23 protein-coding genes are annotated in these 23,474 nt (G+C 66.7%); 11 read left to right on the top strand and 12 right to left on the bottom strand.

Going from position 1 to position 23,474, the window contains the following annotated elements:
• Nucleotides 1-127: 127 nt before the first annotated feature.
• Nucleotides 128-796 (top strand): haloacid dehalogenase type II, encoded by a 669-nt coding sequence (locus J2X37_RS03840; protein WP_310017935.1) that lies wholly within the window; start codon nt 128-130, stop codon nt 794-796.
• Nucleotides 797-940: 144 nt separating this feature from the next.
• Here J2X37_RS03840 and J2X37_RS03835 read toward each other — a convergent pair whose 3' ends face one another.
• From J2X37_RS03835 to J2X37_RS03820, 4 genes are all read right to left on the bottom strand, one after another.
• Nucleotides 941-2,260, bottom strand: coding sequence for an FAD-binding oxidoreductase (locus tag J2X37_RS03835; protein ID WP_310017933.1), 1,320 nt, complete (start codon nt 2,258-2,260; stop codon nt 941-943).
• A gap of 126 nt (nt 2,261-2,386) precedes the next feature.
• Nucleotides 2,387-3,853, bottom strand: a complete 1,467-nt coding sequence (locus tag J2X37_RS03830) for an aldehyde dehydrogenase family protein (protein WP_310017931.1) — start codon at nt 3,851-3,853, stop codon at nt 2,387-2,389.
• Nucleotides 3,854-3,873: 20 nt separating this feature from the next.
• Nucleotides 3,874-4,269: a RidA family protein gene (locus J2X37_RS03825; protein ID WP_310017930.1), complete on the bottom strand. Its 396-nt coding sequence runs from the start codon at nt 4,267-4,269 to the stop codon at nt 3,874-3,876.
• Nucleotides 4,270-4,271: 2 nt separating this feature from the next.
• The gene (locus J2X37_RS03820) at nt 4,272-5,447 is read right to left on the bottom strand and encodes a DSD1 family PLP-dependent enzyme (RefSeq protein WP_310017928.1); all 1,176 of its coding nucleotides are present in this window, start codon (nt 5,445-5,447) and stop codon (nt 4,272-4,274) included.
• Nucleotides 5,448-5,992: 545 nt separating this feature from the next.
• Between J2X37_RS03820 and J2X37_RS03815 the strand changes: the two genes are divergently transcribed.
• The 8 genes from J2X37_RS03815 to J2X37_RS03780 all read left to right on the top strand — a co-directional run bounded on the left by J2X37_RS03815 (nt 5,993) and on the right by J2X37_RS03780 (nt 15,783).
• The gene (locus tag J2X37_RS03815) at nt 5,993-8,122 is read left to right on the top strand and encodes a TonB-dependent receptor (RefSeq protein WP_310017926.1); all 2,130 of its coding nucleotides are present in this window, start codon (nt 5,993-5,995) and stop codon (nt 8,120-8,122) included.
• Nucleotides 8,123-8,204: 82 nt separating this feature from the next.
• On the top strand, nt 8,205-9,233 hold the full coding sequence (locus J2X37_RS03810; protein WP_310017922.1) for a PepSY-associated TM helix domain-containing protein: 1,029 nt from the start codon (nt 8,205-8,207) through the stop codon (nt 9,231-9,233).
• Nucleotides 9,230-10,165: a glyoxylate/hydroxypyruvate reductase A gene (locus J2X37_RS03805; RefSeq protein ID WP_310017920.1), complete on the top strand. Its 936-nt coding sequence runs from the start codon at nt 9,230-9,232 to the stop codon at nt 10,163-10,165. The genes J2X37_RS03810 and J2X37_RS03805 overlap by 4 nt, the downstream gene beginning before the upstream one ends.
• Nucleotides 10,166-10,311: 146 nt before the next feature.
• Nucleotides 10,312-11,166 carry a GNAT family N-acetyltransferase gene (locus J2X37_RS03800; protein ID WP_310017917.1) on the top strand — a complete coding sequence of 285 codons (855 nt, stop codon included), beginning with the start codon at nt 10,312-10,314 and terminating at the stop codon, nt 11,164-11,166.
• Between the two features lie 11 nt (nt 11,167-11,177).
• Nucleotides 11,178-12,641 (top strand): NAD-dependent succinate-semialdehyde dehydrogenase, encoded by a 1,464-nt coding sequence (locus J2X37_RS03795; RefSeq protein WP_310017915.1) that lies wholly within the window; start codon nt 11,178-11,180, stop codon nt 12,639-12,641.
• 29 nt (nt 12,642-12,670) lie between these two features.
• On the top strand, nt 12,671-13,744 hold the full coding sequence (locus tag J2X37_RS03790) for a tartrate dehydrogenase (RefSeq protein ID WP_310017913.1): 1,074 nt from the start codon (nt 12,671-12,673) through the stop codon (nt 13,742-13,744).
• Nucleotides 13,745-13,874: 130 nt separating this feature from the next.
• A complete protein-coding gene (locus tag J2X37_RS03785; protein ID WP_310017911.1) occupies nt 13,875-15,284 on the top strand; it encodes an aminotransferase class III-fold pyridoxal phosphate-dependent enzyme in 1,410 nt (469 codons plus the stop codon).
• A 10-nt stretch (nt 15,285-15,294) separates the two neighbouring features.
• Nucleotides 15,295-15,783 (top strand): Lrp/AsnC family transcriptional regulator, encoded by a 489-nt coding sequence (locus J2X37_RS03780; RefSeq protein ID WP_310017909.1) that lies wholly within the window; start codon nt 15,295-15,297, stop codon nt 15,781-15,783.
• A 36-nt stretch (nt 15,784-15,819) separates the two neighbouring features.
• Here J2X37_RS03780 and J2X37_RS03775 read toward each other — a convergent pair whose 3' ends face one another.
• The 6 genes from J2X37_RS03775 to J2X37_RS03750 all read right to left on the bottom strand — a co-directional run bounded on the left by J2X37_RS03775 (nt 15,820) and on the right by J2X37_RS03750 (nt 20,783).
• On the bottom strand, nt 15,820-16,542 hold the full coding sequence (locus J2X37_RS03775; RefSeq protein ID WP_310017907.1) for a copper resistance protein B: 723 nt from the start codon (nt 16,540-16,542) through the stop codon (nt 15,820-15,822).
• 68 nt (nt 16,543-16,610) lie between these two features.
• Nucleotides 16,611-17,699 carry a copper resistance protein B gene (locus J2X37_RS03770; protein ID WP_310017906.1) on the bottom strand — a complete coding sequence of 363 codons (1,089 nt, stop codon included), beginning with the start codon at nt 17,697-17,699 and terminating at the stop codon, nt 16,611-16,613.
• Nucleotides 17,699-19,453: a copper resistance system multicopper oxidase gene (locus J2X37_RS03765; RefSeq protein ID WP_310017904.1), complete on the bottom strand. Its 1,755-nt coding sequence runs from the start codon at nt 19,451-19,453 to the stop codon at nt 17,699-17,701. Before J2X37_RS03765 ends, J2X37_RS03770 begins: the two co-directional genes overlap by 1 nt.
• A gap of 46 nt (nt 19,454-19,499) precedes the next feature.
• Nucleotides 19,500-20,069, bottom strand: a complete 570-nt coding sequence (locus J2X37_RS03760; RefSeq protein ID WP_404979592.1) for an RNA polymerase sigma factor — start codon at nt 20,067-20,069, stop codon at nt 19,500-19,502.
• A 13-nt stretch (nt 20,070-20,082) separates the two neighbouring features.
• Entirely contained in the window at nt 20,083-20,526 is a 444-nt protein-coding gene (locus tag J2X37_RS03755) for a periplasmic heavy metal sensor (RefSeq protein WP_310017900.1), read from the bottom strand.
• Nucleotides 20,526-20,783: a hypothetical protein gene (locus tag J2X37_RS03750; protein WP_310017898.1), complete on the bottom strand. Its 258-nt coding sequence runs from the start codon at nt 20,781-20,783 to the stop codon at nt 20,526-20,528. The genes J2X37_RS03755 and J2X37_RS03750 overlap by 1 nt, the downstream gene beginning before the upstream one ends.
• A 202-nt stretch (nt 20,784-20,985) precedes the next feature.
• Between J2X37_RS03750 and copC the strand changes: the two genes are divergently transcribed.
• Together copC and J2X37_RS03740 are read left to right on the top strand one after the other, a co-directional pair.
• The gene (copC, locus tag J2X37_RS03745; protein ID WP_310017896.1) at nt 20,986-21,360 is read left to right on the top strand and encodes a copper homeostasis periplasmic binding protein CopC; all 375 of its coding nucleotides are present in this window, start codon (nt 20,986-20,988) and stop codon (nt 21,358-21,360) included.
• Between the two features lie 36 nt (nt 21,361-21,396).
• Nucleotides 21,397-22,254 carry a CopD family protein gene (locus tag J2X37_RS03740; protein ID WP_310017893.1) on the top strand — a complete coding sequence of 286 codons (858 nt, stop codon included), beginning with the start codon at nt 21,397-21,399 and terminating at the stop codon, nt 22,252-22,254.
• A gap of 23 nt (nt 22,255-22,277) precedes the next feature.
• Here the strand turns inward: J2X37_RS03740 and J2X37_RS03735 are convergent, their stop codons facing one another.
• Together J2X37_RS03735 and J2X37_RS03730 are read right to left on the bottom strand one after the other, a co-directional pair.
• Nucleotides 22,278-22,805 carry a VOC family protein gene (locus tag J2X37_RS03735; RefSeq protein ID WP_310017889.1) on the bottom strand — a complete coding sequence of 176 codons (528 nt, stop codon included), beginning with the start codon at nt 22,803-22,805 and terminating at the stop codon, nt 22,278-22,280.
• Between the two features lie 109 nt (nt 22,806-22,914).
• Complete coding sequence (locus J2X37_RS03730) at nt 22,915-23,373, bottom strand: nuclear transport factor 2 family protein (RefSeq protein WP_310017886.1); 459 nt, start codon at nt 23,371-23,373, stop codon at nt 22,915-22,917.
• Nucleotides 23,374-23,474: the final 101 nt, after the last annotated feature.

The raw sequence follows: 23,474 nt of genomic DNA, 5'->3' as shown, positions 1-23,474 counted from the left end.
ACGGCAGAATATTTTGACGATGGCGCGATTTCGGCGGGAAGGCGACTTGTCGGGTCAAGGACCGGTGGCATTGTCCGTCCGGCCGGGGGCAATATCGCCAGACTGACATACCAGAAGGATCGGTACGATGGCCCTGCGCCCGAAATACATTACGTTCGACTGCTACGGAACGCTGATCTACTTCGAGATGGGCCCCGCGGCCCGGCGAATCTATGCCGATCGCATCGCCGACCCGGCCCTGATGGACGAGTTCGTCGAGGTCTTTTCCGGCGCCCGGCTCGACGGCGTGCTGGGCCCGTGGCGCCCGTACAAGGAAGTCGTCGAAGGCGCGCTTCGCCGCACCTGCAAGCGGCTGGGCATCGAATATCGCGACAGCGATACCGATGAGGTCTATGCCGACATCCCCAACTGGGGTCCGCATCCCGACGTGGTCGAACCGCTCAAGCGGGTTGCCGCCGAATATCCGCTGGTCATCCTGTCGAACTCGATGATCGACCTGATCCCGCACAGCGTAAAAGCGCTGCAGGCACCGTTCCACGCGGTCTACACGGCAGAGGAAGCACAGGCCTACAAGCCCCGGATGCAGGCCTTCGACTTCATGTTCGACAGCCTGAACTGCAATCCGGAAGACGTGCTGCACGTCTCCTCCAGCTTCCGCTACGACCTGATGACCGCCTACGACATGGGCATCAAGGACAAGGCCTTCGTGAACCGCGGGCACGAGCCGCTCAACAGCTATTACGAAGTCAACGAGATTCCCAGCATCGCCGGCCTGCCCGGTCTCGTGGGTCTCTGATCCCTCCTGGCCGGTCCGCATTGCCGGACCGGCCCGAAAGGCTCCCTGCTCCCGGCTCCCTCTTCAGGCCGGGACGCAAAAGGCCGGACCAGCCACGTGGCGGGTCCGGCCTTTTCTCGTTTTGCCGGAAGCGCGATCAGCGCGTCAGAGCCTGCCCACCTCGATCGAGGAGCCATCGCTGAACCGGCTCAACCGGAAAGGCGCGGCATCGACGCTGGTGTCCGCACCGGTCGCGAGTTGCGCGGCCAGCATCGCCAGGCCGGGGCCGAGGCCGAAGCCGTGCCCCGATGCGCCCGCGGCGACGACCAGCCCCGGCAGGTGATCGACCGTCGAGATCACCGGCACCGCATCGGGCGTCGAATCGACATAGGCGCCCCAGGCGTGGTCGACCTCGAACGGGATGTCGGGCCAGGTCTCGCGAACGTTGGCCAGCAGTTCCGCGAGGAGACGCGCGCGCGGTGTGGGATCGAGAACCCGGTTGTTCTCGAAGATCGTGTTGTCATTGCCGAACGTGCCATCGAATCCGTCGGGCCCTTCGAAGAACGACTTGCCGATGCCGACCTGCACCGATTTCAGCCGCTGGATGAATTGCGGCATGAACTCGCGGACGAAGCGGATGCCCTTGGGCGTCAGTTCCAGCGTCGCCCTGCCGCTGATCGCCAGCGTGTAACTGCCGTCGAGGCGGCGGGTCATCGCGAAGTCGGAGCAGTAGAGCACTTCGCCGAGGTTCGCCATCGGCTTGGTCCGCACCGCGCTCTGGTGCACGCTCGCCTGCGGGAAGCGGACGCCGTGCGGGCGCACGAAGCGCGAGGCCCAGGCCCCGCCGGCACAGATCACGGCGCTCGTGCGGATCAGGCCCTTCTCGGTCTCCACCCCGACGACCCGGCCACCCTGGATGTCGAGCGAGCGGGCCGCGCACTCCTGGTGGATCGTCGCGCCGAACTTGCGCGCACCCTCGGCGATGGTCGGCGCGCCGATGGCCGGCTCGCCCTTGCCGTCGGCGCGCGAATGAAGCCCGCCTACCCACTTGTGCCGCTGTTCGGGAATGAACTGCGCGGCCTGCTGCCCCGTCAGCATCACGGTGTCGACGCCGAATTCCTCGGCCACCGGGCGCCAGGACGCCCATTCGGCCAGCGTCGCCTCGTCATGCGTGGCGTAGACGAGGCCGGTGCGGCGGAAACCGACGTCCTCACCGATCTCTCCGGCAAAGGAATCCCACATGTTCATCGCGAGGATGGCCAGCGGCATCTCGCGCCGGTCGCGGTTCTGCTGGCGGCACCAGCCCCAGTTGCGGCTCGATTGTTCGCAGCCAACGTAGCCCTTTTCCAGCAGCGCCACCGAATGCCCCTGCTTCGCCAGGACATAGGCCGCACAAGACCCGATGATGCCGCCGCCCACGACCACGACGTCGACGGCTTCGGGCAGGGTTTCGTCGCTGGCGATGCGCTTGATGGCAGGGTTCATGTCGAGAGAGCCTCACGTGAGCGAATGGCGGAGGCAAAGAACGGCCCCCGCCTCTGGTTACATCGGGTCTGCGGAATATTACGCCGTATCCGCCGCGCGGCGCGGCACAAGGCCGCAAGCCGCGGGTCAGAGCGCGGGATTGCCGTAGCCGACGATGGCCTTGACCTCCAGATACTCCTCCAGCCCCTCGACCCCGTATTCGCGCCCGTTGCCCGACAGCTTGTAGCCGCCGAACGGCGCCTGCGGATCCCAGGCCGGATAATTGAGGTGAACCTGGCCACTGCGGATACGGGCGGCGACGGCGCGAACCTGTTCCAGATCCCGCCCCTGGACATGCGCGCCGAGGCCGTATTCGGTGTCGTTGGCGATCGCCACCGCCTCTTCCACCGTGTCGTACGGGATCAGGCACAGGACCGGCCCGAAGATCTCTTCGCGCGCGATAGCCATGCCGGTGGTCACTTCAGAAAAGACCGTCGGCCTCGCGAAGAAGCCGCGCTCCAGCCCGTCGGGCCGTCCGCTGCCGCCACAGACCAGCCTGGCGCCTTCGGCAAGGCCCTTTTCGATCATCACCTGCACGCGACCGTACTGGGCGCGATTGGCAACGGGGCCGTGCGTGGTCGCCTCGTCCAGCGGATCGCCGACCTGCATCTCGGCCACGGTGCGGGCCGCAAGCTTCTCGACTTCGGCCAACCGGTCGCGCGGCACGATCATCCGCGTCGGCGCGCTGCACGACTGGCCGACATTGCGGAAACAGGCGGCCACGCCGGGCGGAATGGCGGTGGCAAGGTCGGCATCGGGGAGCACGATGTTCGGCGACTTGCCGCCAAGCTCCGTCGTCACCCGCTTCACCGTCTCGGCCGCCGCGTGGGAGACGAGGATGCCGGCGCGGGTCGAACCGGTGATCGACACCATGTCGACTTCCGGGTGCCGCGACAGGGCATCGCCGACGTCGGCGCCGCTGCCGATGACGAGGTTGAACACGCCCGCGGGTACGCCGGCCGCCTCCAGCACTTCGGCGAAGAGCACGGCGTTGAGCGGGGAAAGCTCGCTCGGCTTCAGCACCACGGTGCATCCGGCGGCCAGCGCCGGGGCGACCTTGGCGGTGATCTGGTAAAGCGGCCAGTTCCACGGCGTGATCAGCGAGCAGACGCCGATGGGTTCGCGCACGATCGCGGTGGTGCCGCGCATTCGCAGAAAGTCGAAAGAGCGCGCGTTCTCGGCGGCAACGCGGATATGTTCCGCGGCAAAGGGCACTTGCGCGGCGCGGGCGGATGCGATGGACGCGCCCATCTCGGCACTGATGACTTGCGCGAATTCCTCCGCCCGTTCGAGCACCAACGCCCGCACCCTGTCGAGAATGTCGGCACGGGCCGCGACCGGGGTGGTCGACCAGGCCTCGAACGCGGCGCGGGCGGCCATGATCGCCGCATGGGCATCGTCGGCGTTGCCCAGCGCCACGCGGGCGATGGGCGCTTCGGTCGCGGGGTTGATGACCTCGACCGAATCGCGCCCGGCAGGCGCGCGCCATTCGCCGGCGATGAACATGCGGTCGAGATTTCCGCGCTCGATCAGCGCACGCATGGGATCGGTCATGGCAAGCGTATCTCCCGGCATCAGTCCGCGTCCCGGCAGGCGGCAATCGCCTCGATCTCGACGAGGTATCCGTAGTGGAGCTCCGGCACGGGCACGACCGCGCGCGCGGGTCGGGCATCGCCCATGACATCGGCGTAGATCGCATTGAACGGCGGCCAGTTCTCGACCCCGACGAGGTAGACGGTCACCTTGACCAGGTCGTCGGCGGTGCATCCCCCCGCGCCGAGAACGCGCAGCACGTTGTCGAGCGCGGCGCGGACCTGCACCTCGAACGGCTGGTCGTGGGTGTGGCTGCCGTCGGCACGCGCGCCGAGCTGGCCGGAAACATAGAGCAGGCCGCCGTGGCGCATCCCGGCGCTGTAATGGCCGGCCGGCGGCACGCTGTCGGGAACGACGATCGGTTCTGGCTTTGCCATCGTCACCACCCCCGCATCCGCGGCCACACCGCGACGACTTCGTCACCGCCCGCGACCACGTTGTAGGCCTCGTGCTGCGCGCCGGTGGCGCAGGCATGGTTGGGCAGGATCCGCACCCGCGTCCCGACCGGGAGGTCGGGCCGGTTCGCCGTGCTGCCCTTGCGCAGGGCGAGGATGCCGTGCTCCTGATTCGCCTGGTCGACGATCAGGTCTTCGAACGGCACGCCGTCGATGTCGCAGACGAGGCCGTAGCCCTGATCCACCGGCTGGCTGGCGGTGCCGCGATCGCGCGACATCGCCATCCACCCTGCGTCGACGAGAATCCAGCCCTTGTCTGGCTTGTGCCCGATGACGGTCGACAGCACACTGACCGCGATGTCGTCGGTGGTGCAGACGCCCACCCCGTGCATGACGAGGTCGAAGAACATGTAGACCCCTGCCCGGACCTCGGTCACGCCGGTCAGGTCGCGGGCGAAATGCGATGTGGGGGTGGAGCCGACCGAGACCATCGGACAGGCAAACCCCGCCGCCCGCAGCGTCTCGGCAGCCTGGACGACGGCGAGGCGCTCGTTCTCCGCCGCATCGGCCAGCGCTTCGGGATCGCGCAGGTCATAGGATGCGCCGGCATGGGTCAGGACACCGGCCAGGGTCAGCCCCGCGTCCTCGATGGCGCGGGCGAGCGGCACGAGGCCCGGGTGATCGGGTTCCAACCCGCCGCGATGACCGTCGCAATCGATCTCGATCAGGACCGAGGGCGCAGCCCCGCCCTTGCGCGCCGCCTCGCCCAGCGCGGCGGCCTGTTCCGGGGTGTCGAGCACGACCTTGAGATCGACACCGGCAAGGCACAGCGCCACCGCGCGCGGCGCCTTCGTCGGATCGAGGCCGACCGCATAGGTAATGTCGGTATAGCCGCCTTCGCGGGCGAAGTATTCGGCTTCGGCCAGCGTGGAGACAGTGATCGGGCCCGGTCCGTCGGGATGGATTCGCCGAGCCGCATCGACCGACTTTGCCGTCTTGAGGTGCGGCCGCAGCGTCACACCGAACCGCTCCATTCGCTGGGCCAGCCGGGCGAGGTTGCGATCCATCCTGTCGCGATCGAGCACAAGCGCCGGAGTCGGCAGGTCGGCCAGCGTTCGACCCGACGCCGTCACGGCGGTTTCATCCATCAGTTCGAGCATTCTTGATTCCCGTCATCGACCGCAACGAACGGCCTCGTCAAAGATATAGGGCTCCACAGCAAAGGCGCATGCCGGACTCTGCCGCTCAAAAGAACAAAATGCCGATTTCGCAAGCCTGCACGCGCAAACCCTTCGCATGATCGGTTCGGTCCGGAACTCGGTCGCGCCCGATTTCACCGGTGGAGGACCAGGCCATCGCCCTTGCCGGGCGCGGATTCGCGTGGTTAGCGGCGCTTTCGTTCCATCACACGGCTCGCGAGTCCGGGCAAGGAACGGAGCATGTCGCCATGACGCATCTTATGCCGCGTTCTGGCAAAAGGGCAGGAGGGCAGGCAACAGCAGAAACCACTCGGACAGTCTTCGATTCGTCATTTTTAGCTGCCGCGCGACCTTCTTTCGAAGATTTATACCCGGACGGCGGCGTAGGCTCGAAGACCTAGAAAGAGAGGCCGCAACGCGGTGGACAAGGGATGCGAGGGGCATCCTGAGCCGCAGGTGGCCCGACGAAGCAGGACATCGTTTCATTCTCTTTGAGGGATCAGAACATGACGACTTGGAAGTCCGCTATCATCGCAGCGCTGGTTACGGGAACCGCCAGCACCGCATTTCCCATGGCCGCACAGGCCCAGGACGCACCGGAAGCCGACACGTCGGGCGACATCGTCGTCACCGGCCTTCGCCAGCAGTACCGGGGCGACGTTCCGCTGGAGGAAATCCCGCAGACGGTCCAGACGCTGGACGGCGAAGTCCTCAACGAACTCAACATCACCGGGCTTGCCGAAAGTCTCGATCTGGCCAGCGGCATCTCGCGCCAGAACAACTTCGGCGGCCTGTGGGATTCCTTCGCGATCCGCGGTTTTGCGGGTGACGAAAACTTCCCCTCGGGCTTCCTCGTCAACGGCTTCAACGGCGGCCGTGGCTACGGCGGTCCGCGCGATGCCTCCAACATCGAGCGGATCGAGGTCCTCAAGGGCCCGAACGGCTCGGTCTTCGGTCGCGGCGAACCGGGCGGCACGGTGAACATCATCACCAAGAAGGCGCAGATCACCGAAAACTTCGGCAGCGTCTCGGCCTCGATCGGCAGCTTCGACACCTATCGGGGCGAAGCCGATCTCAATCTGGTCGTCAGCGACACGCTGGCCATCCGCATCAACGGCGCGGCACAGGATGCCGGCTCGTTCCGCGACACCGTCGATTCGAACAAGATCGTCGCTTCGCCCTCGATCCTGTTTTCGCCCTCGAGCACGACCAAGATCAGCTATGAGATGGAATACGCCGACATCAATGTACCGTTCGAACGCGGCGTGGTCGCGGTTGACGGCGTGCTAGGCCTGATCCCCCGTTCGCGCTTCCTGGATGAACCGGGCAACGGCGCAACCGAAGTCGGCGTGCTGGGCCACCAGTTGCAGTTCCAGCAGCAGCTTTCCCGCGAATGGTTTCTGCTGATCGGCGCTGGCTATCGCGACACCAGTTTCACTGGCTACTCCAGCGACCCCGAATTGGCCGCCAGCCGCCAAACGCTGGACGACACTGGCAACATCCTTTCCCGCCGTCGTACGTTCCGTGATTATGACGCGAAGAACATGACGATCCGCGGCGAAATCTCGGGCAAGTTCTACACCGGTTCGCTGACGCACCACGTCCTGGTCGGCGCGGATTGGGACAAGTTCGAACTTGACCTCTTCCAGTTGCGCTCCCGTCCTCCGGTCTATGTTCCGGGAAGCCCGATTACGAGCGCCTACAACGCGATCGACATCTTCAATCCGGTGTATGGTCAGCTGCCAGTGCCTACCGCAGTGATTCAGGACGTCGATCAGACCCAAAAGGCGTATGGCGTCTATTTTCAGGATCAGATCGACCTTTCAGAACGCTTCAAGGTCCGCCTTGGCGGCCGTTACGACCACTTCGAATTGTCGGGACAGGGCGGCTACACCAAGGAACGCTTCAGCCCGACGGCAGGGGCTCTTTATGAACTGACCGACACGCTTGGCATTTATGCGGCCTACGGCGAAGGATTCCGGCCCAATAGCGGGGTCGATCCTGACGGTGATGCACACCCCCCCGAAACGAGCCGTTCCTACGAAGTGGGTCTGCGCTTCACGTCTCTCGATGATGCAATCAATGCGACGGTCGCTGTCTACGAAATGAAGAAGTCGAACATCCTGACGGCCGATCCGTTAGGCAGTGGGCTGTCTGTCGCGGCAGGGGCTGCAAAAAGCCGCGGTGTCGAAGCGGATATCACCGCCAATCTGCCATCCGACATCATGATCATCGCCAACTACGCTTACACCGATGCGAAGTGGACTTCCGCCGGTGCCGACAAGGACTTTGGTCTGACGATCGAAGTGGGCGATCCGCTGATCAACATTCCCAAGCACCAGGCCAACCTGCTCGTCACCAAGAGCTTCGAGGCCGGCATGCTTGGCAAGGCCACGATCGGCGGCGGCGTCAACTACGTCAGCAAGCGCCTGGGCGAAACGGGGGTCGATTTCTACCTCCCCGACTACACCCTGGTGCGGGCGCTGGCCGCGCTGGAACCGACCGACAACTTGCGCCTGAGCGTCAATGTCACCAACCTCTTCAATGAGGAGTGGTATGCCGCCTCGTACCATCGCTGGTGGGTTACGCCGGGAACTCCGCGCACGATCACCGGCAAGGTCGAACTCTCTTTCTGAGACGTTTGTTACCTAAGGCTGCCCGGCCGGCATCGGTGCCGACCGGGCAGCCTGACCCGTTCCGGGCCAGGGGTGCGTCTGCATGAAGCCGCGAATTGTTCTCTCGCTGCACCGCTGGATCGCTCTGGTCGTCGCGCCCTTGCTGGCGATGCAGGCGGTGACGGGCGGCGTCCTTCTCTTCCGCGAGGACATGGCGGAAATGGGCACCGCCCTTCCCCATGCCGCCGATGAGCGTGTCGCGCCCATATCGCTCATCGCCGATCGCGCCCGCGTCGCCTTTCCCGAAGACCGGCTCGCTCGCCTCTTCCTGCCCCGCGATGCCCGTCATCCCGTCTTCGCGCAGTTCGAAACCGCCGATGGAAGCGTCCGTCATGCGCAGATCGACCCGGTCACCGCGCAAATCCTGACGGCTGGGTCGATCTGGCGCTATCCGCTCGAGGCGGCGCTGCAGCTGCATTTCCGGCTGGCCGCGGGCAACACCGGCCTCGTCGTCGTCAGCCTCTACGGGCTTGCCCTTGCCGTCATCAGCCTGACCGGGTTGTGGCATTTCTGGCCCGGCACACGGCGACTGGTTCAGGCTTTGAAGATCCCCGCGCGCACGCCGGAGCGGCTGCGGCTGCGGATGTGGCACCGGTCCGCCGGCGCCGTCCTCTCGCTCGCCCTGTTGGTAACCGCGGTGACCGGGGTGATGACCGCGTGGCCCAGCCTGTCCTTCGCCGCGCCGACACCCGCGCCGCCGCCCTTAGCCTGGGACGCGCAAGCGACCGACGCCGCCTTAGACCGTGCACGCAGCGCCTTTCCCGGCGCGCCGGCGCGCGACGTGCGCTTCCTTCCGGACGGTTCGCTCTCGATCAATTTCCGGGCACCGCGCGCCAACGCGATCGCGGTCGATACCGTCGCGATCTCGACTCGCGATCCCGCCGCCATGACCGCGACCGCGTGGGAGGACAACGGTGCGCTCTGGGCGCTGTCGCTGCCCATTCATGCCGGTGCCGTCGCGGGCCTGATCGGCCGCCTTCTGATGCTCGCCGCCGCCGGCGGGCTGCTCTTCCTCTGCATCAGCGGACCGCTCGCCTGGTGGCGGGCCCGCAGAAAGGCTTCTCGCAAATGACCGCTCCCGTCATCCTCCACACCGGCGATCCCGAACGCGGCACGATGTGGCAGGCCGTCTTCGCGCAAGGGATGCCCGAGGCCGATTTTCGCTGCTGGCCCGATCTCGGCGATCCGTCCGAGATCCGCCACCTCGTCGCCTGGACGCTCGATCCGGAACTGATCGCAAGGCTTCCCAACCTGGAGGTCGTCTTCAGCATCGGCGCGGGCGTGGACCAGCTCGACCTTTCGCTGCTGCCGCCGCAGGTGCGGGTGGTGCGGATGATCGAGACCGGCATCACCAACACCATGGCCGAATTCGTCGCCACGGCGGCGCTGATGCTGCACCGCGACATGCCCGCCTACATGGCCCAGCAGCGCGACGGCAACTGGCAGGCGCACGACGTGCTGCTCTGCTCCGAACGCACCGTCGGGGTCATGGGCCTCGGCGAACTGGGCCGCGCATCGATCGCTCGTCTCGCCCCGCTGGGCTTCGACGTGCTGGGCTGGAGCCGGAGCGAGACCCAGGTTGCCGGCGCGACCTGTTATGCCGGGGCGGACGGATTGGAGACGTTCCTGAGCCGGACCGACATCCTCGTCTGCCTCCTGCCGCTCACGGATGCGACGCGCGGAATCCTGTGCCGGGATCTCTTCGCCCGCCTGCCGCGCGGCGCCTCGCTCATCAACGTCGCGCGCGGCGGCCACCTGGTGCAGGACGATCTGATACTCGCGCTCGACGATGGGCAGCTTCGCTACGCCCTGCTCGATGTCGCCAGCCCCGAGCCGCTACCGGCGGGGCACCCGTTCTACAGCCACCCTGCGATCGTGCTCACCCCGCACGTCGCCGGGGTCACGCGCCGCGAGACTGCCGTTCATTCCCTCCTCGCCAACGTGCGCCGGGTACTGGCCGGGGAAGCACCCGACGGCGAAATCGATCGCGGCAGGGGCTACTGATCGCGAAATTCCTATCCGCAGAACGGAACAATGTTCTGCAACGATGGCTTAACCGGCAACTCATGCCATGGGGCGGAGCTTAAATCTTCAAGCCCAAGGTTCGTGCCGCAGCCATCCGGGCGGAGAGAATGCAAGGAGTCGCAGACTTGGCCACGCTGATGGATAGCCCGATCGTGCTGCGCGACATGAAGCTGGCCGATCTCGAAACCGCGATCGAATTGTCGCAGGAAATGTCGTGGCCGCACCGGCGGGAGGACTGGCAGTTTCTCTACGGGCTTGGCGAAGGCATCGTCGCAACGATCGACGACCGCATCATCGGCTCGATCATGGCCTGGCGCTTCGGTTCCGACTACGCCCGCCTCGGCATGCTGATCGTGGCCAACCGGGCGCGCGGCCATGGCACCGCCCGGATGCTGATGGAAGCCGCTCTCGATCGGCTCGAAGGGCGCAGCGTGATGCTGAGCGCGACGCAGGACGGCATGCCGCTGCTCTCCTCGCTCGGCTTCGTCCCCTGCGGCATGGTCCACCAGCACCAGGGCGCGGCGCCGACGATGCCGCTCGCCGAATTGCGGGCAGGCGAACGCGTCCGCCCGCTGGGCCAGACCGATCTCGAACTTCCCGGCCTCTACAGCCTTGCCAGCGGGATGGACCGTTCCGTCCTGTTCGAGGCGCTGGCTTGCGACGCCAGCACCATCGTCCTGTCACGCGATCACGAGCCTGCCGGCTTCGCCATGTTGCGGCGCTTCGGTCGCGGCGGCCTGATCGGCCCGATCGTCGCGCCCGATCTCGATGGCGCGAAAGTGCTGGCCACCCACTGGCTGGGCGCGCGCGCCGGCCGGTTCTGCCGCATGGACGTGGTCGAAGGGCTCGGCATGTCGCGCTGGCTCGAAGACATGGGCCTGCCCAAGGTCAACACGGTCACCACCATGGTGCGCGGGACCGCGCCGGCGGTGCTCGAAGGTCCCAGAGTGTTCGGCCTCGCCACGCAGGCGCTCGGCTGATGGAGATGACGATGACACGCCCGCTTGAACTTGCCGACCCCACCCTGCTGCACCAGGCCGCCCTGATCGACGGCGAATGGCTGAAGCCGGGCAACGACGCGATTGCCGTCACCGACCCGGCGACCGGCGAGACGCTGGGGCACGTGCCCGCGTGCGGCAAGGCCGAGACCGAAGCCGCGATCGCTTCGGCCAAGGCCGCGTGGCCCGCATGGCGGGCAATGACCGCGGGCGAGCGCTGCGCGCTGGTCGAACGCTGGCATGCGCTGGTGATGGACAATCTCGACGATCTCGCCCGGATCATGACCGCCGAGCAGGGCAAGCCGCTGGCCGAGGCGATGGGCGAGATGCGCTACGCCGCCAGCTTCATCAAGTGGTTCGCAGAGGAAGGCCGCCGCGTCGGCGGCAAGAACGTCGCCTCTCCCGAGCGCGACCGCCGCATCATCGTGATGGTCGAGCCGGTCGGCATTTCCGCCGCGATCACCCCGTGGAACTTCCCAGCCGCGATGATCACCCGCAAGTGCGCCCCGGCGCTGGCCGCGGGATGCCCGGTGATCGTCAAGCCTTCCGAACTGACCCCGTTCAGCGCCCTGGCGCTGGGCGAACTGGCCCTGCGCGCCGGTATCCCGGCGGGCGTGTTCCATATCCTGACCGGCCTGCCGAACGACATCGGCGCGGCGATCACCGCCAGCCCCGACGTGCGCAAGCTGTCCTTCACCGGGTCGACCCGCGTCGGCGCGCTGCTGATGCGGCAGAGCGCGGACACGATCAAGCGGCTGAGCCTGGAACTGGGCGGCAACGCGCCGCTGATCGTCTTCGACGACGCCGACATTCCCACCGCGGTCAAGGCGGCGATGGCCAGCAAGTTCCGCAACGCCGGCCAGACCTGCGTCTGCGCCAACCGCATCCTCGTCCAGTCGGGCATCCATGACGCCTTCGTCGAGGCGCTGGGCGCCGAAGTCGGCAAGCTGCATGCCGCGCCGGGCATGGAGAGCGGATCGACCATCGGCCCGCTGATCAATGCTGCCGCGGTCGACAAGGTCTCCGCCCACATCGCCGACGCGCTGGACAATGGCGGCCGGATCGTGGCCAGCGGCAGCGGCCGCGACGACGGGCCCTTCGTGCGCCCGGTGCTGATCACCGGTGCCACGCCCGACATGAAGCTGGCGAGCGAGGAGACCTTCGGCCCGCTCGCCCCCGTCTTCCGCTTCGGCAGCGAGGACGAGGGCATCGAACTCGCCAACGACACGCCCTACGGCCTCGCCAGCTACTTCTACACCCAGGATGTCGCCCGCGCCTTCCGCGTGGCCGAACGGCTCGAGGCCGGGATGGTCGCGCTCAACACCGGCTCGATCGCCATGGAGATGGCGCCGTTCGGCGGCGTCAAGCAGTCCGGCCTCGGCCGCGAGGGCGGCATCTGGGGGATCGAGGAATATCTCGAGACCAAGGCCTTCCACATCGGCGCGCTGGGCTTCTGACGCCCGCGCCGCATTCATCGGACCCGATCATGCCCAAAGACAGCAGCTACTCGATCGCCGTCATCGCCGGTGACGGCATCGGCAAGGAAGTCATGCCCGAAGGCGTCCGCGCGCTGGAGGCGGCGTCGAGCCGCTTCGGCTTCGACCTAGACCTGCAGTGGCACGATTTCTCGAGCTGCGACTACTACGCAAAGCACGGCCAGATGATGCCCGACGACTGGAAGGCGCAGATCGGCGACGTCGACGCGATCTTCTTCGGGGCGGTCGGATGGCCCGATACGGTGCCCGACCACATTTCCCTCTGGCAGTCGATCCTGCAATTCCGCCGCGAATACGATCAGTACGTCAACCTGCGGCCCGTTCGGCTGATGCCGGGCGTCCCCTGCCCGCTTGCCGGTCGCGAACCGGGCGACATCGATTTCTGGGTGGTGCGAGAGAATACCGAGGGCGAATACAGCTCGGTCGGCGGCCGCATGTTCCCAGGCACCGAACGCGAGATCGTGATCCAGGAAACGGTAATGACCCGTCACGGCGTCGACCGCGTGCTGCGTTTCGCCTTCGACCTGGCGCAAAAGCGTGATCGTCGCCACGTCACCAGCGCGACCAAGTCCAACGGCATCGCCATCACCATGCCGTTCTGGGACGAGCGGGTCGAGGCGATGAGCGGGCAGTACCCCGACGTCACGCACGACAAGTACCACATCGACATCCTGACCGCGCAGTTCGTGATGAACCCCGACCGGTTCGACGTAGTCGTCGCCTCCAACCTGTTCGGCGACATCCTGTCGGATCTCGGCCCCGCCTGCACCGGCACCATCGGCGTCGCGCCTTCGGCCAACATCAACCCCGACGGCACGGCGCCCTCGCTGTTCGAACCGGTCCACGGTTCGGCCCCCGACATCGCGGGCAAGGGCATCGCCAATCCCGTGGGCCAGATCTGGTCGGCATCGATGATGCTGGATCATCTGGGCGAAAGCGAAGCCGCCGCCGCGATCATGACCTCTATCGAGGACGTGCTCAAAAGCACGACAGGCCGCACCCGCGACCTGAAGGGCGAGGCCGACACGGCGACTTGCGGCAAGGCGATCGCCGCAGGCATCTGATCCCCCGTTTGACTGGGTTCTCCGGGCGCGGCATTATATGCCGTTGGCCGCGTAACGCCTGCCGCCCGGTCAACCGGCATGGCGGCATCTTCGGTGCAATTGCCCGCGATGCGCTGCCTAGGATCGGATCATGGAAAACGCTTCGCAGACTGTCTCCGCACCGATCGCCAACCGCTCGCTCGTCGATATCGATCGCGATCACCTGATCCACCCCGTCACGCCGTTTCGCGGCCACGAACAACAGGGCGTCCGCGTCCTCGCCACGGGCGACGGCATGTGGCTGACCGACGCGGCCGGCAACCGGGTCATCGACGCCTTCGCCGGCCTGTGGTGCGTCAACGCCGGTTACGGGCAGGACAGCATCGTCGAGGCGGCGACCCGCCAGATGCGCGAACTGCCCTATGCCACTGGCTACTTCTCGTTCGGGGCCGAAGCGCCGATCCGGCTGGCCGGAAAGCTCGCCGAACTGGCGCCTGCCGGGCTGGACCACGTCTATTTCACGCTCGGCGGCTCGGACGCGGTGGACAGCGCGATCCGCTACATCACGCATTACTACAACGCCATCGGCAAGCCGGCGAAGAAGCAGTTCATCGCGCTCGAATGGGGCTATCACGGCTCCAGCTCGACCGGCGCGGGGATGACCGCGCTGCCGATCTTCCACCGCGGCTTCGACCTGCCGCGTCCCTGGCAGCACCATATCGCCTCGCCCTATCCCTATCGCCATCCCGAAGGCCACGACGACGCGGCGGTGATCGCCTCGACGATCAAGGCGCTGGAAGACAAGGTCGCCGAACTGGGCGCCGACAACGTCGCCGCCTTCTTCTGCGAACCGATCCAGGGTTCGGGCGGCGTCATCGTTCCGCCGGTCGGCTGGTTGAAGGCGATCCGCGAAGCGTGCACCCGGCTCGGCATCCTGATGCTGGTGGACGAGGTCATCACCGGTTTCGGCCGCACCGGCCCGATGTTCGCCTGCGATGCAGAAGGCGTGTCGCCTGATTTCATGACCCTGGCGAAGGGGCTGACCAGCGGTTACGTGCCGATGGGCGCGATGCTCATGGCCGATCACGTCTACCAGGCCATTGCCGACAGCACCGCGCCGAACGTCCCGGTCGGGCATGGCTTCACCTATTCGGGCCACCCGGTCAGCGCCGCCGCCGGGCTTGAGGCGATCCGTCTCTACGAAGACGGGCTGCTGGCGAACGGCGTCGAGACCGGCAAGGTCTTTGCCCGGCATCTCGAGCGGATCAAGGATCACCCGCTGGTCGGCGATACGCGCGGCCGTGGCATGCTCGGCGCGATCGAGTTGGTGTCCGACAAGGCCGCGAAGACCGCCTTTGCCCCTTCGCTCGAAGTGGGCGCGAACCTGTCGCGGATAACCTGGGACAACGGCGTCGTGGTGCGCTGCTTCCCGCAAGGGGTGATCGGCTTCGCCCCGGCGCTGTGCTGTTCGGCACAGGAGATGGACCAGATCTTCGAGCGCATCGAGCGCTCGCTCGACCAGTTGCTCGAAATGCCCGACATCCGTCGGGCCATGAGCTGAGGAGACCGCGATGGCGTTCGGACCCAAACTCGACCGGATCGATCTCAAGATCCTGGCCAAGCTCCAGGAATCGGGACGCATCACCAACGTCGAACTGTCCGACGCGGTCGGCCTGTCGCCCAGCCCCTGCCTGACCCGGGTCAAGCGGCTGGAAAAGGCGGGCTACATCACCGGGTACGGCGCGCTGGTCGATCTCAACAAGCTCGGCGAGTTCCTCACCATCTTCACCGAAGTCACGCTGAGCGAACACCGCCGCGGCGACTTCAGCCGGTTCGAGAGCCGGATCATCAAGCTGGACGAGATCGTCGAATGCCACCTCGTCTCAGGCGGTTACGACTACCTGCTGAAATTCGTCGCCCGAGGCGTCGCGCATTACCAGTCGATCATCGAGAACATGCTAGAGAGCGACTACGGCATCGAGAAATACTTCAGCTACGTCGTGATCAAGAGCCCGTTCATCAAGCATCACTTCCCGATCCAGAACCTGTTCGGGGAATAAGGCGAGCGGGCGCCTGACGCGCAGCCTGAAACGTCCTTAGAACGACATCCCGGCACCGACCAGCGCGCGGGTCGCCCTGGTCCGGTCACCCGCAGCCCGCGCGATGTCACGGGTATCGCCCAGCAGCCGTTCGTGAACGGCCCCGACATAGACGTCGAACACCGGGCCGATCGCCTGCCGCAGCCGCACAGCAAACGACAGGTCGCTGAGGCCGCTGCCGGTATCCTCCTGCGCAATGGCCTGCGCCGACCAGCCGATGCCGGCGCGCGGTTCCAGCGTCAGCGAAGGGCCGAGCGGCAGACCCGCGACCAGCTCCCCGCTGCCGGTGACGTCGCCCCGTTCGGACACGAACAGGTAGTGCTCCGCCTCGAGGATCGAACCCAGCGCCTGTTCGATGCCGAAGCTCGCGTAAGTCAGGTCGCCGCCGGGTCGGAAATCGTGACGGACGCCGGCCAGCAGGGTGGTGCCGTCCGCCGGCGCAAAGGCGAGCAGCGCCTGGCTCTCGACTTCCTCGACGTCGAGGCGGGCGGTCTCGTTGCCGCCTTCGGCCTTGAGCACCAGGGCAAGGCTGTCGCCGCCCACGGTCAGGCTCGAATCGAAGATGAAGGGGTCATCACCCTGCCCCGCTTGCAACTCGAACAGCTCGACCTCGAAATCGACGGACTGGGCGTGGGCGGTGGTGGCCGAGAGCGAAAGGGCGGCGATGGCCGCAAGCGATGCGTTCTTCATGCGCTCAAGCTGGCACAGGCCGACAGCCATGTAATTTGTATATTGGGTCGGCAACGCCAAGAACATGCCGCCGAGCCGATGCCCGGCGGCATGTTCGATCAGAACCAGAAACGCAACCCCGCCAGGAACATGACGCGCGACGGGTCTTCCCCCTCCTCACGCGCGAAATCGGCGCTGTCGCCGACCTTGCGTTCCCAGGCGACACCGACATAGGGCGCGAAATTGCGCTGGATCTCGTAACGCAGGCGGCCGGACAGCTCCACCGTATCGAGCCCGCTGCCGATGCCGAGTTCGGGCACGTCCTGCAAAGCGAAGTCGAGCTCGACCTCCGGCTCGAACACCAGCCGCTGGGTCAGCCGCATGTCGTGCGCCGCCGTGCCGCGCAAGTGCACGTCGCCCTTGTCCGAAACGAAGGCCTGCGCCTCCACCTCGATCCAGTAGGGGGCGAGGCCCTGGATGCCGACAAGCGCGTAAGTCCGTTTGGGGTCGGGCCGGAAATCGTGCCGGGCACCAAGCTGCAGGTTGAACCACGGATTGATCGCGTGACGCCAATAGCCGGCAAGTTCGATCGTCTCCGGGCTTTCGCCGAAGCGGCCCTCGCCCGACCAGGCGACGACAGCACGGTCGATGTCGCCGCCGTACCAGCCCTCGCCCTCGAACATGTAACCGTCGCCGCCCTTGCCTGCGCGGTATTCGAGCGCGTCCATGCCGATGACCAGACCTCTGAACGCCATCTCGCGGAGCAGCTCGTCGCGCGAATTGGCCATGACCTCCGCGCCGAAGACGGCATCGGCGGCATGGTCGGTCGGCACCGGCGGCGGCGGCGCGTTGCCGGGCTGGTCGGGCACGGCTGGCCCGGAGGCGCCATGCACGGAGTGATCCATGCCCGAATGGTCCATGCCCGAATGATCCATGCCGTCCATCGCCGGGTCCGCGGGATCGCTCATATCCATGGAGGAGTGATCCATCGTGGAATGGTCCATCGTCGAATGGTCCATCGTCGAATGGTCCATGGTGGAATGGTCCATCGTCGAGTGGTCCATGCCCTCATGGCCAGTCGCATCCGGGGCCGGATCGGGCTGACCGGCCTCTTCGGTCGGGGCAGCTTCGCCGTGCGAATGGTCCTGCGCCATGGCCGGCGCGGCGAAGGCGACGGTCGCGGCGGCGGCGAGAAGCAGTGCGCGCATCAGCCTTCTCCCCCCTCGTCGCGAACGGTGACGACACGCATCATTCCCGAATGCATGTGCAAAAGCATGTGGCAGTGGAACGCCCAGTCGCCCACCGCGTCGGCGGTCAGGTCGAACGAGGCCTTGCCGCCCGGCAGGACATTGACGGTGTGCTTGCGCACCCGGTCGCCCGGCTCGCCGCTGACCAGTTCGAAGAAGTGTCCGTGAAGGTGGATCGGGTGCGGCATCATCGTGTCGTTGATCAGGTTCACGCGCACCCGCTCGTTCAGGCGGAAAGGTATCGGCGGCGGCCCGTTGCTGAAATCCTCGCCGTCGAAAGACCACATGTAGCGTTCCATGTTGGCGGTGAGATGGATGTCGAGCTCGCGGCTGGGCACGCGGTTATCCGGGTTCGGTTCGGCCGATCGCAGGTCGGCATAAGTCAGCACGCGATGGTCGACGTTTTCCAGCCCGGTGGGCCGGTCGGCCAGCCGGTCGGCGGGCATGGGGGAAAGCGATGCGACTCCCGGCCCCATCTCGACGCCCGGCGCAACAGAAGGATCGCGCATCGACATCGAGGAATGGTCCATCGTGCCACTGGTCGGATCGCTCAGGTCGAGGCTGTCGCCCATGTCCATCGACGACATGTCCATGCCCATGTCGCGCATGTTCAAGAGCGGTCGCTCGCGCAGCGCCGGGATCGGCGCGACGAGGCCCATGCGCGTCGCCAGCGTGGCGCGCGCCTGCCCGCTGCGGTCGATCGCCTCCGCGATCACCCCATAGGCCGGCTCGGCGCCCGGCGTGACGATCACGTCGTAGGTTTCGGCGATGCCGATCTGGAACTCGTCGGTCTCCACCGGCTTCACCGCCAGCCCGTCGGCGGCCACGACCGTCATCGGCAGGCCGGGGATGCGGAAATTGAAATTGGTCATCGAAGACGCGTTGATGACGCGCAGCCGCACCCGTTCGCCCGGATTGAACAGGCCGGTCCAGTTCTCGCGGCTGCTGTGTCCGTTGATGACGAAGGAATAGGTCGCGCCGGTCACGTCCGATATGTCGGTCGGGTCCATCCGCATCTTCGCCCATTCGAGCCGCTCGTTCAGCGGCTGGCCCTCGCCCGCCAGGAGCCCGGCGATGGTCTGTCGCTGCTGGTTGTAGAAGCCGCCCATCTGCTTCAGCTTGCGGAGCTGTTCGTGGGGGTGGACCGTGCTGAAATCCGACAGGACCAACACGTGATCGCGGTCGTGACTGGTATCGCCGCCCGCCGGGTCGATCACGATCGGCCCGTAGTGGCCCATCGCCTCCTGCATGCCGGAATGGCTGTGATACCAGTAGGTGCCCGACTGGATCAGCGGGAATTCGTAAACGAACGTCTGTCCCGGATCGATGCCCGGAAAGCTGACCCCCGGCACCCCGTCCATGTCGAACGGGACGAGCAGGCCGTGCCAGTGAATCGAGGTCGGCTCCTTCAACCGATTGGTGACCGAAAGCCGGACCCTGTCGCCTTCGCGCATCCGGATCAGCGGGGCCGGGATCGTGCCGTTGATCATGATCGCGTGGCCCGAACGGCCATCGACCGCGAAGTGGCCCTCGCCCACGGTCAGGGCGATGTCGGTGCCGGTCAGCACGCCGGGCACGGGGTTCCCGGCAGGGGTCATGCCATGCGTGCCGCTGCGGGCCCAAGCGGGGAAGAAGGCGGAGGAACCGAGCGCGGCGGCCAGCGCGCCGGACCCGGCGATGAAACGGCGGCGGTCGACAGGGGAATTGTGGGTCATGCCCCCCTATACGCCGGCCCGGCGACAATCCCTCGCACGCGAGGCGCTATTCGGGCGAATTTTCCGCCAACAGCTCGGAAAGCTTCTGCCGGGCGCGATAGATGCGGGTTTCGACCGCCTTGCGGCTGATGCCGAGAACCTCTCCCGCCTCGACCTGGTCCAGCCCGTCCAGCGTGCAGAGCACCAGAGGTTCGCGCAAGGTGGCGGGCAATTGCGCCAGCGCGGACCGGATGCGCGCGACCTGCTGCGCCGAACCGAGCGCCGCTTCGGGATCGGGCGCCGCGTCGCGGACATCCAGCGCATCGTCGAGCGGCATGGCGAATGCGAAGAAGCGCCGCACCGCGCGGCGGCGCCCCCAGTCGCGGCACTTGTTGACCGCGATGGCGAGAAGCCAGGTCCGAAACGGGCGCGCCGGATCGTAGCGGCGCAGCGCGGCAAAGGCCGACACGAAGCATTCCTGCGTGATGTCGAGCGCCTCGCCATCGTCGCCAACCTGTCCGCGCGCAAAGCGGAACACGGCCGTGCGGTGCTGGTCCATCAGCCAGGTAAAGCCTGCCTGCCGCCCGCCCAGCGCGGCGGAAACGGCGCTTCGATCGTCGCCGATGTCGGGTGGCACGGCCACGGGCCGATTAGTCTTTCGCGGTCGGCAGCAAAGCCTCTGCGACGGCCTTGTCGAATATCTCGGCCTGGTCGGGCCGCAGCACCGCGCGCATCGCGAAGACGTGGCTCAGCGTCGCCTTCTGCAACTCGCCCATCGCCATGTGCGACCGGTCGACCGCTCGGTCGACGGCGGGTCCGTACTGGTGTTCCTTGGCCACCGCTTCGGCAAGGTCGCGGTTGGCCAGCTCCAGCTCGCCCTCCAGCGCCTTGCGCTTCTGCGCGAAGCTTGCCTCCAGCGCGTCGATCCGCTTTTCCTGCGCAGGGTCGAGGTCAAGCTCCTCGTGCATGATCGCGTGCAGCCTGCCGCCGTCGGCCTGCGGTTGCAGCGGCAGTTCGCGGGCCAGCCACATCGCGCCGAGCGCCGCGACGACGGCGATCACCGCGACGACGAGGTAGCGCGCGGCGTTGCGCATCAGCCGTTCAGCAGCTGCGACGGCGCGGCGACGGGCATGGCCAGCAGCGGCTCTGCCGACGCGGGCGAGCCGCCGTCGATGCCGAGCGCAAGGCCGACGGAACCGGCGATGCAGGCCGCGAGCAACATGCCGCGCCGTGCGAAATCGCGTTCCTGCCGTGCGCCCAGCCCGTCCATCACCGCCGCGTCGATGGCGGCGAGACCGGCGGGCGCGCGTTCGTCGCGCAAGGCGCCGAGGAGATGGTCGATGTCGTTCATGGTCGTGCCTCTGGCGTGGTTGCCCTTCCTATACGCGATATGCACGCAAATCCCTCATCCTGCGCGTCATTCGCGGCAGGATCGGCGTTTCGATGCATTTTTTCGGCGAGGGATTGCGCTGCGACCCGCGTATGATCATCGAAGCCCCTTGCGGAACAGGCCCGCTTCGCCCCGGCCCCGCCCAGTGATCGAGGAATCTGCCATGAAGAAGTTTCTTGCCCCGCTTGCCGCCCTTGCCGTCGTGCTTTCGCCGGCCGTCGCCATGGCGCACCCCAAGCTGGTGTCCGCGACCCCCGCGGCCAAGGCGACCGTCGCCAAGCCGACCACGCTGACGCTCACCTTTTCCGAAGATCTCGTCGCGCCGCTGTCGGGCATCGAACTGACGATGACCGGAATGCCCGGCATGGCCAACCACAAGCCGATGCCGGTCAAGGGCTTCGCCACCAAGGTCGTCGGCAAGACGATGACCATTTCCCTGCCTCGCGCGCTGCCCGCGGGCACCTACGACCTGAAGTGGCACGCCGTCGCCGGCGACCAGCACCGCATCCAGGGCGGCTATTCGTTCTCGGTCAAGTAAGCGAGCCGCCAAGGTAAAGCGGCGGCTGGCCCCGGCATGATCGATCCGGTCCTGATCCTGGCGCGTTTTGCGCTCTACGGTCTGGCTCTCGGGCTTGCCGGGGTGCCGCTCTACCTCTGGCTGACGGGCGCTGGCCTGCCCAGCCGGCATTTCCGCCCCGCCTATATCGTCGGCGCCTTGCTGGCCATCGTGGCCAGCCTCCTCGCTGCGGCGACCGCCGTGACCGCGATGGCCGCCATGCCGCTCGGCTCGCTCGACATGGCGACGTTCACGGCCGTTGCCGATGCGACGCCGGTCGGCACCGTTCTCGACATACGGCTGGTCGCCTATGCGCTGCTTATCGTCGGTGCGCTGGTCTTTCCACGAACCTGGGTCCTGGCCGCCATCGCCGTCGTGGCCCTGGGAACCCACGCGCTGACCGGCCATGCCGGCGCTGGCGAGGGGATGGCCGGCCATGTTCAGCGCGCGCTCGACGTCACGCACCTGATCGGCGCCGCGCTGTGGTTCGGCGCGCTGCTCGCCTTCCTCGGCGGCATCGTCGGCAAGGGGCCGCCCGCGCCGCTTGTCGAGCGCCTGGAAGGCTTCGCCCGCATCGGCACCGCGGTGGTCGCTGTGCTGGCGGTAACAGGAGCGATCAACGGCTGGCTCATCGTGCGCGGCGGCTTCGCGCTCGACAGCGACTGGTCGTTCCTGCTGCTGGCCAAGCTCGGCCTGTTCGGCGTGATGCTCGCCTGCGCAGGACTGAACCGCTGGAAGCTGACCCCCGCATTTTCTGCCGGGATGCCGGGCGCGCGGGGCCGCCTGCTCGCCTCGCTCACCGTCGAGACGCTGTGCGCCGTCGGCATCTTCGCCGTGGTCGCCTGGCTCGGCATGGCCGATCCCACGGGGATGTAGTTCCCCGCCCCTCTGCCGTGATGTCAGCCAGAGGGAAACGGGCGCAAGGGCTCGGTCCCGTCCCAGCCTCTCGCCGCCTCGCGCACCAACCCGAAGATACCCATCACATCCTCGCCCTTCTCGATCAGTTCGAGGATCAGGCCGAAATCGTCGCGCGCATCGACGTAGGAAAACGGCGTGCCCATCGCCGAGCGTGCCGTCGCCAGTTCGGTCGGGTTGCCCAGCCGCTCCGTCGCCGCGGCGACGTCATCGACCAGCACGCCGTAATGATGCAACGCCGCTCCTCCGGTCATCGCGTGGGCGTAGACCGACGGGATGTTGCTGTGCGGGCGGATGAACTCGATCTGCGTTGCCCCGAGCTGCCCCACGGCGAGGTCCAGCAATAGGTCCTGCGGCTCCCCCCGCCAGGTCCATTCCGGAAACGCGATCCCCGGCATCAGGAAGAACGGCCCCGCGCCCCAGCGCTTGGCCCAGAGCGAGACGGCGGCCTCGATGTCGTCTGTGACATAGCAGATCTGGTCGATCCCACCGACGATGCCGCGTTGGGTCATGGCTCATCCTCCTTCCTGTCGGTGCAAGGCTCGGTCGGCCCTGCGCGCTTCCGGTTTCGTCATGCAACCTTGGCCGCGCGCGATCGTTGCGACGGCATCACGATGAAGATCAGTAATCCATTCGTGCAGAGCCCGGTTCGCGCGGACGGGCCAGCGGATTGCCGAACAGCGCGCGCTCGGCCAGCGCGGTGTCGAAAAAGGCGTGCATCTCGATCAGCTTGCCATCCTGGAAGCGGAATATCTCGCAATAGGTCTGGTAATAGAGATCGCCCGTCCTGGTCGGGCCGCCGCCTTCCATGATCGCCACCACGCGCTCGTCGTCGGCGCACATGATCTTCCACCGCTGCGCGAAGCGGATCTCCTCTGGCACCATCGCGCCATGAACCTGCTCCGCGATCAGCTTGTCGGTCACCGCCGCCTTGCCGACAAGCCGGCCCGATGCGGGCGTCGTGCCTGCCATGTGGATGACGATGTCGTCGTGGTACATGTCCTCCACCGCTTCCCACTCGCCGTCGCGCATCAGCGTGAAATAGCGATCGAGAAGCTCGATGTTTTCCTGTCGGCTCAAGCGGATATCCTCTCGTCAAAAGCAATCGCCGCAAACGGCATCGCGTCCGTTCGGGCCCGTTCCCGGCCACGATCGACACAATCCGCCGTTCGGCAGGAAAA

This window comes from Croceicoccus sp. BE223 (assembly GCF_031457155.1).
Taxonomy (GTDB): Bacteria; Pseudomonadota; Alphaproteobacteria; order Sphingomonadales; family Sphingomonadaceae; genus Croceicoccus.
Note: the sequence above shows the minus strand (reverse complement) of the source record. Positions and strands in the feature narration are given on the sequence as shown.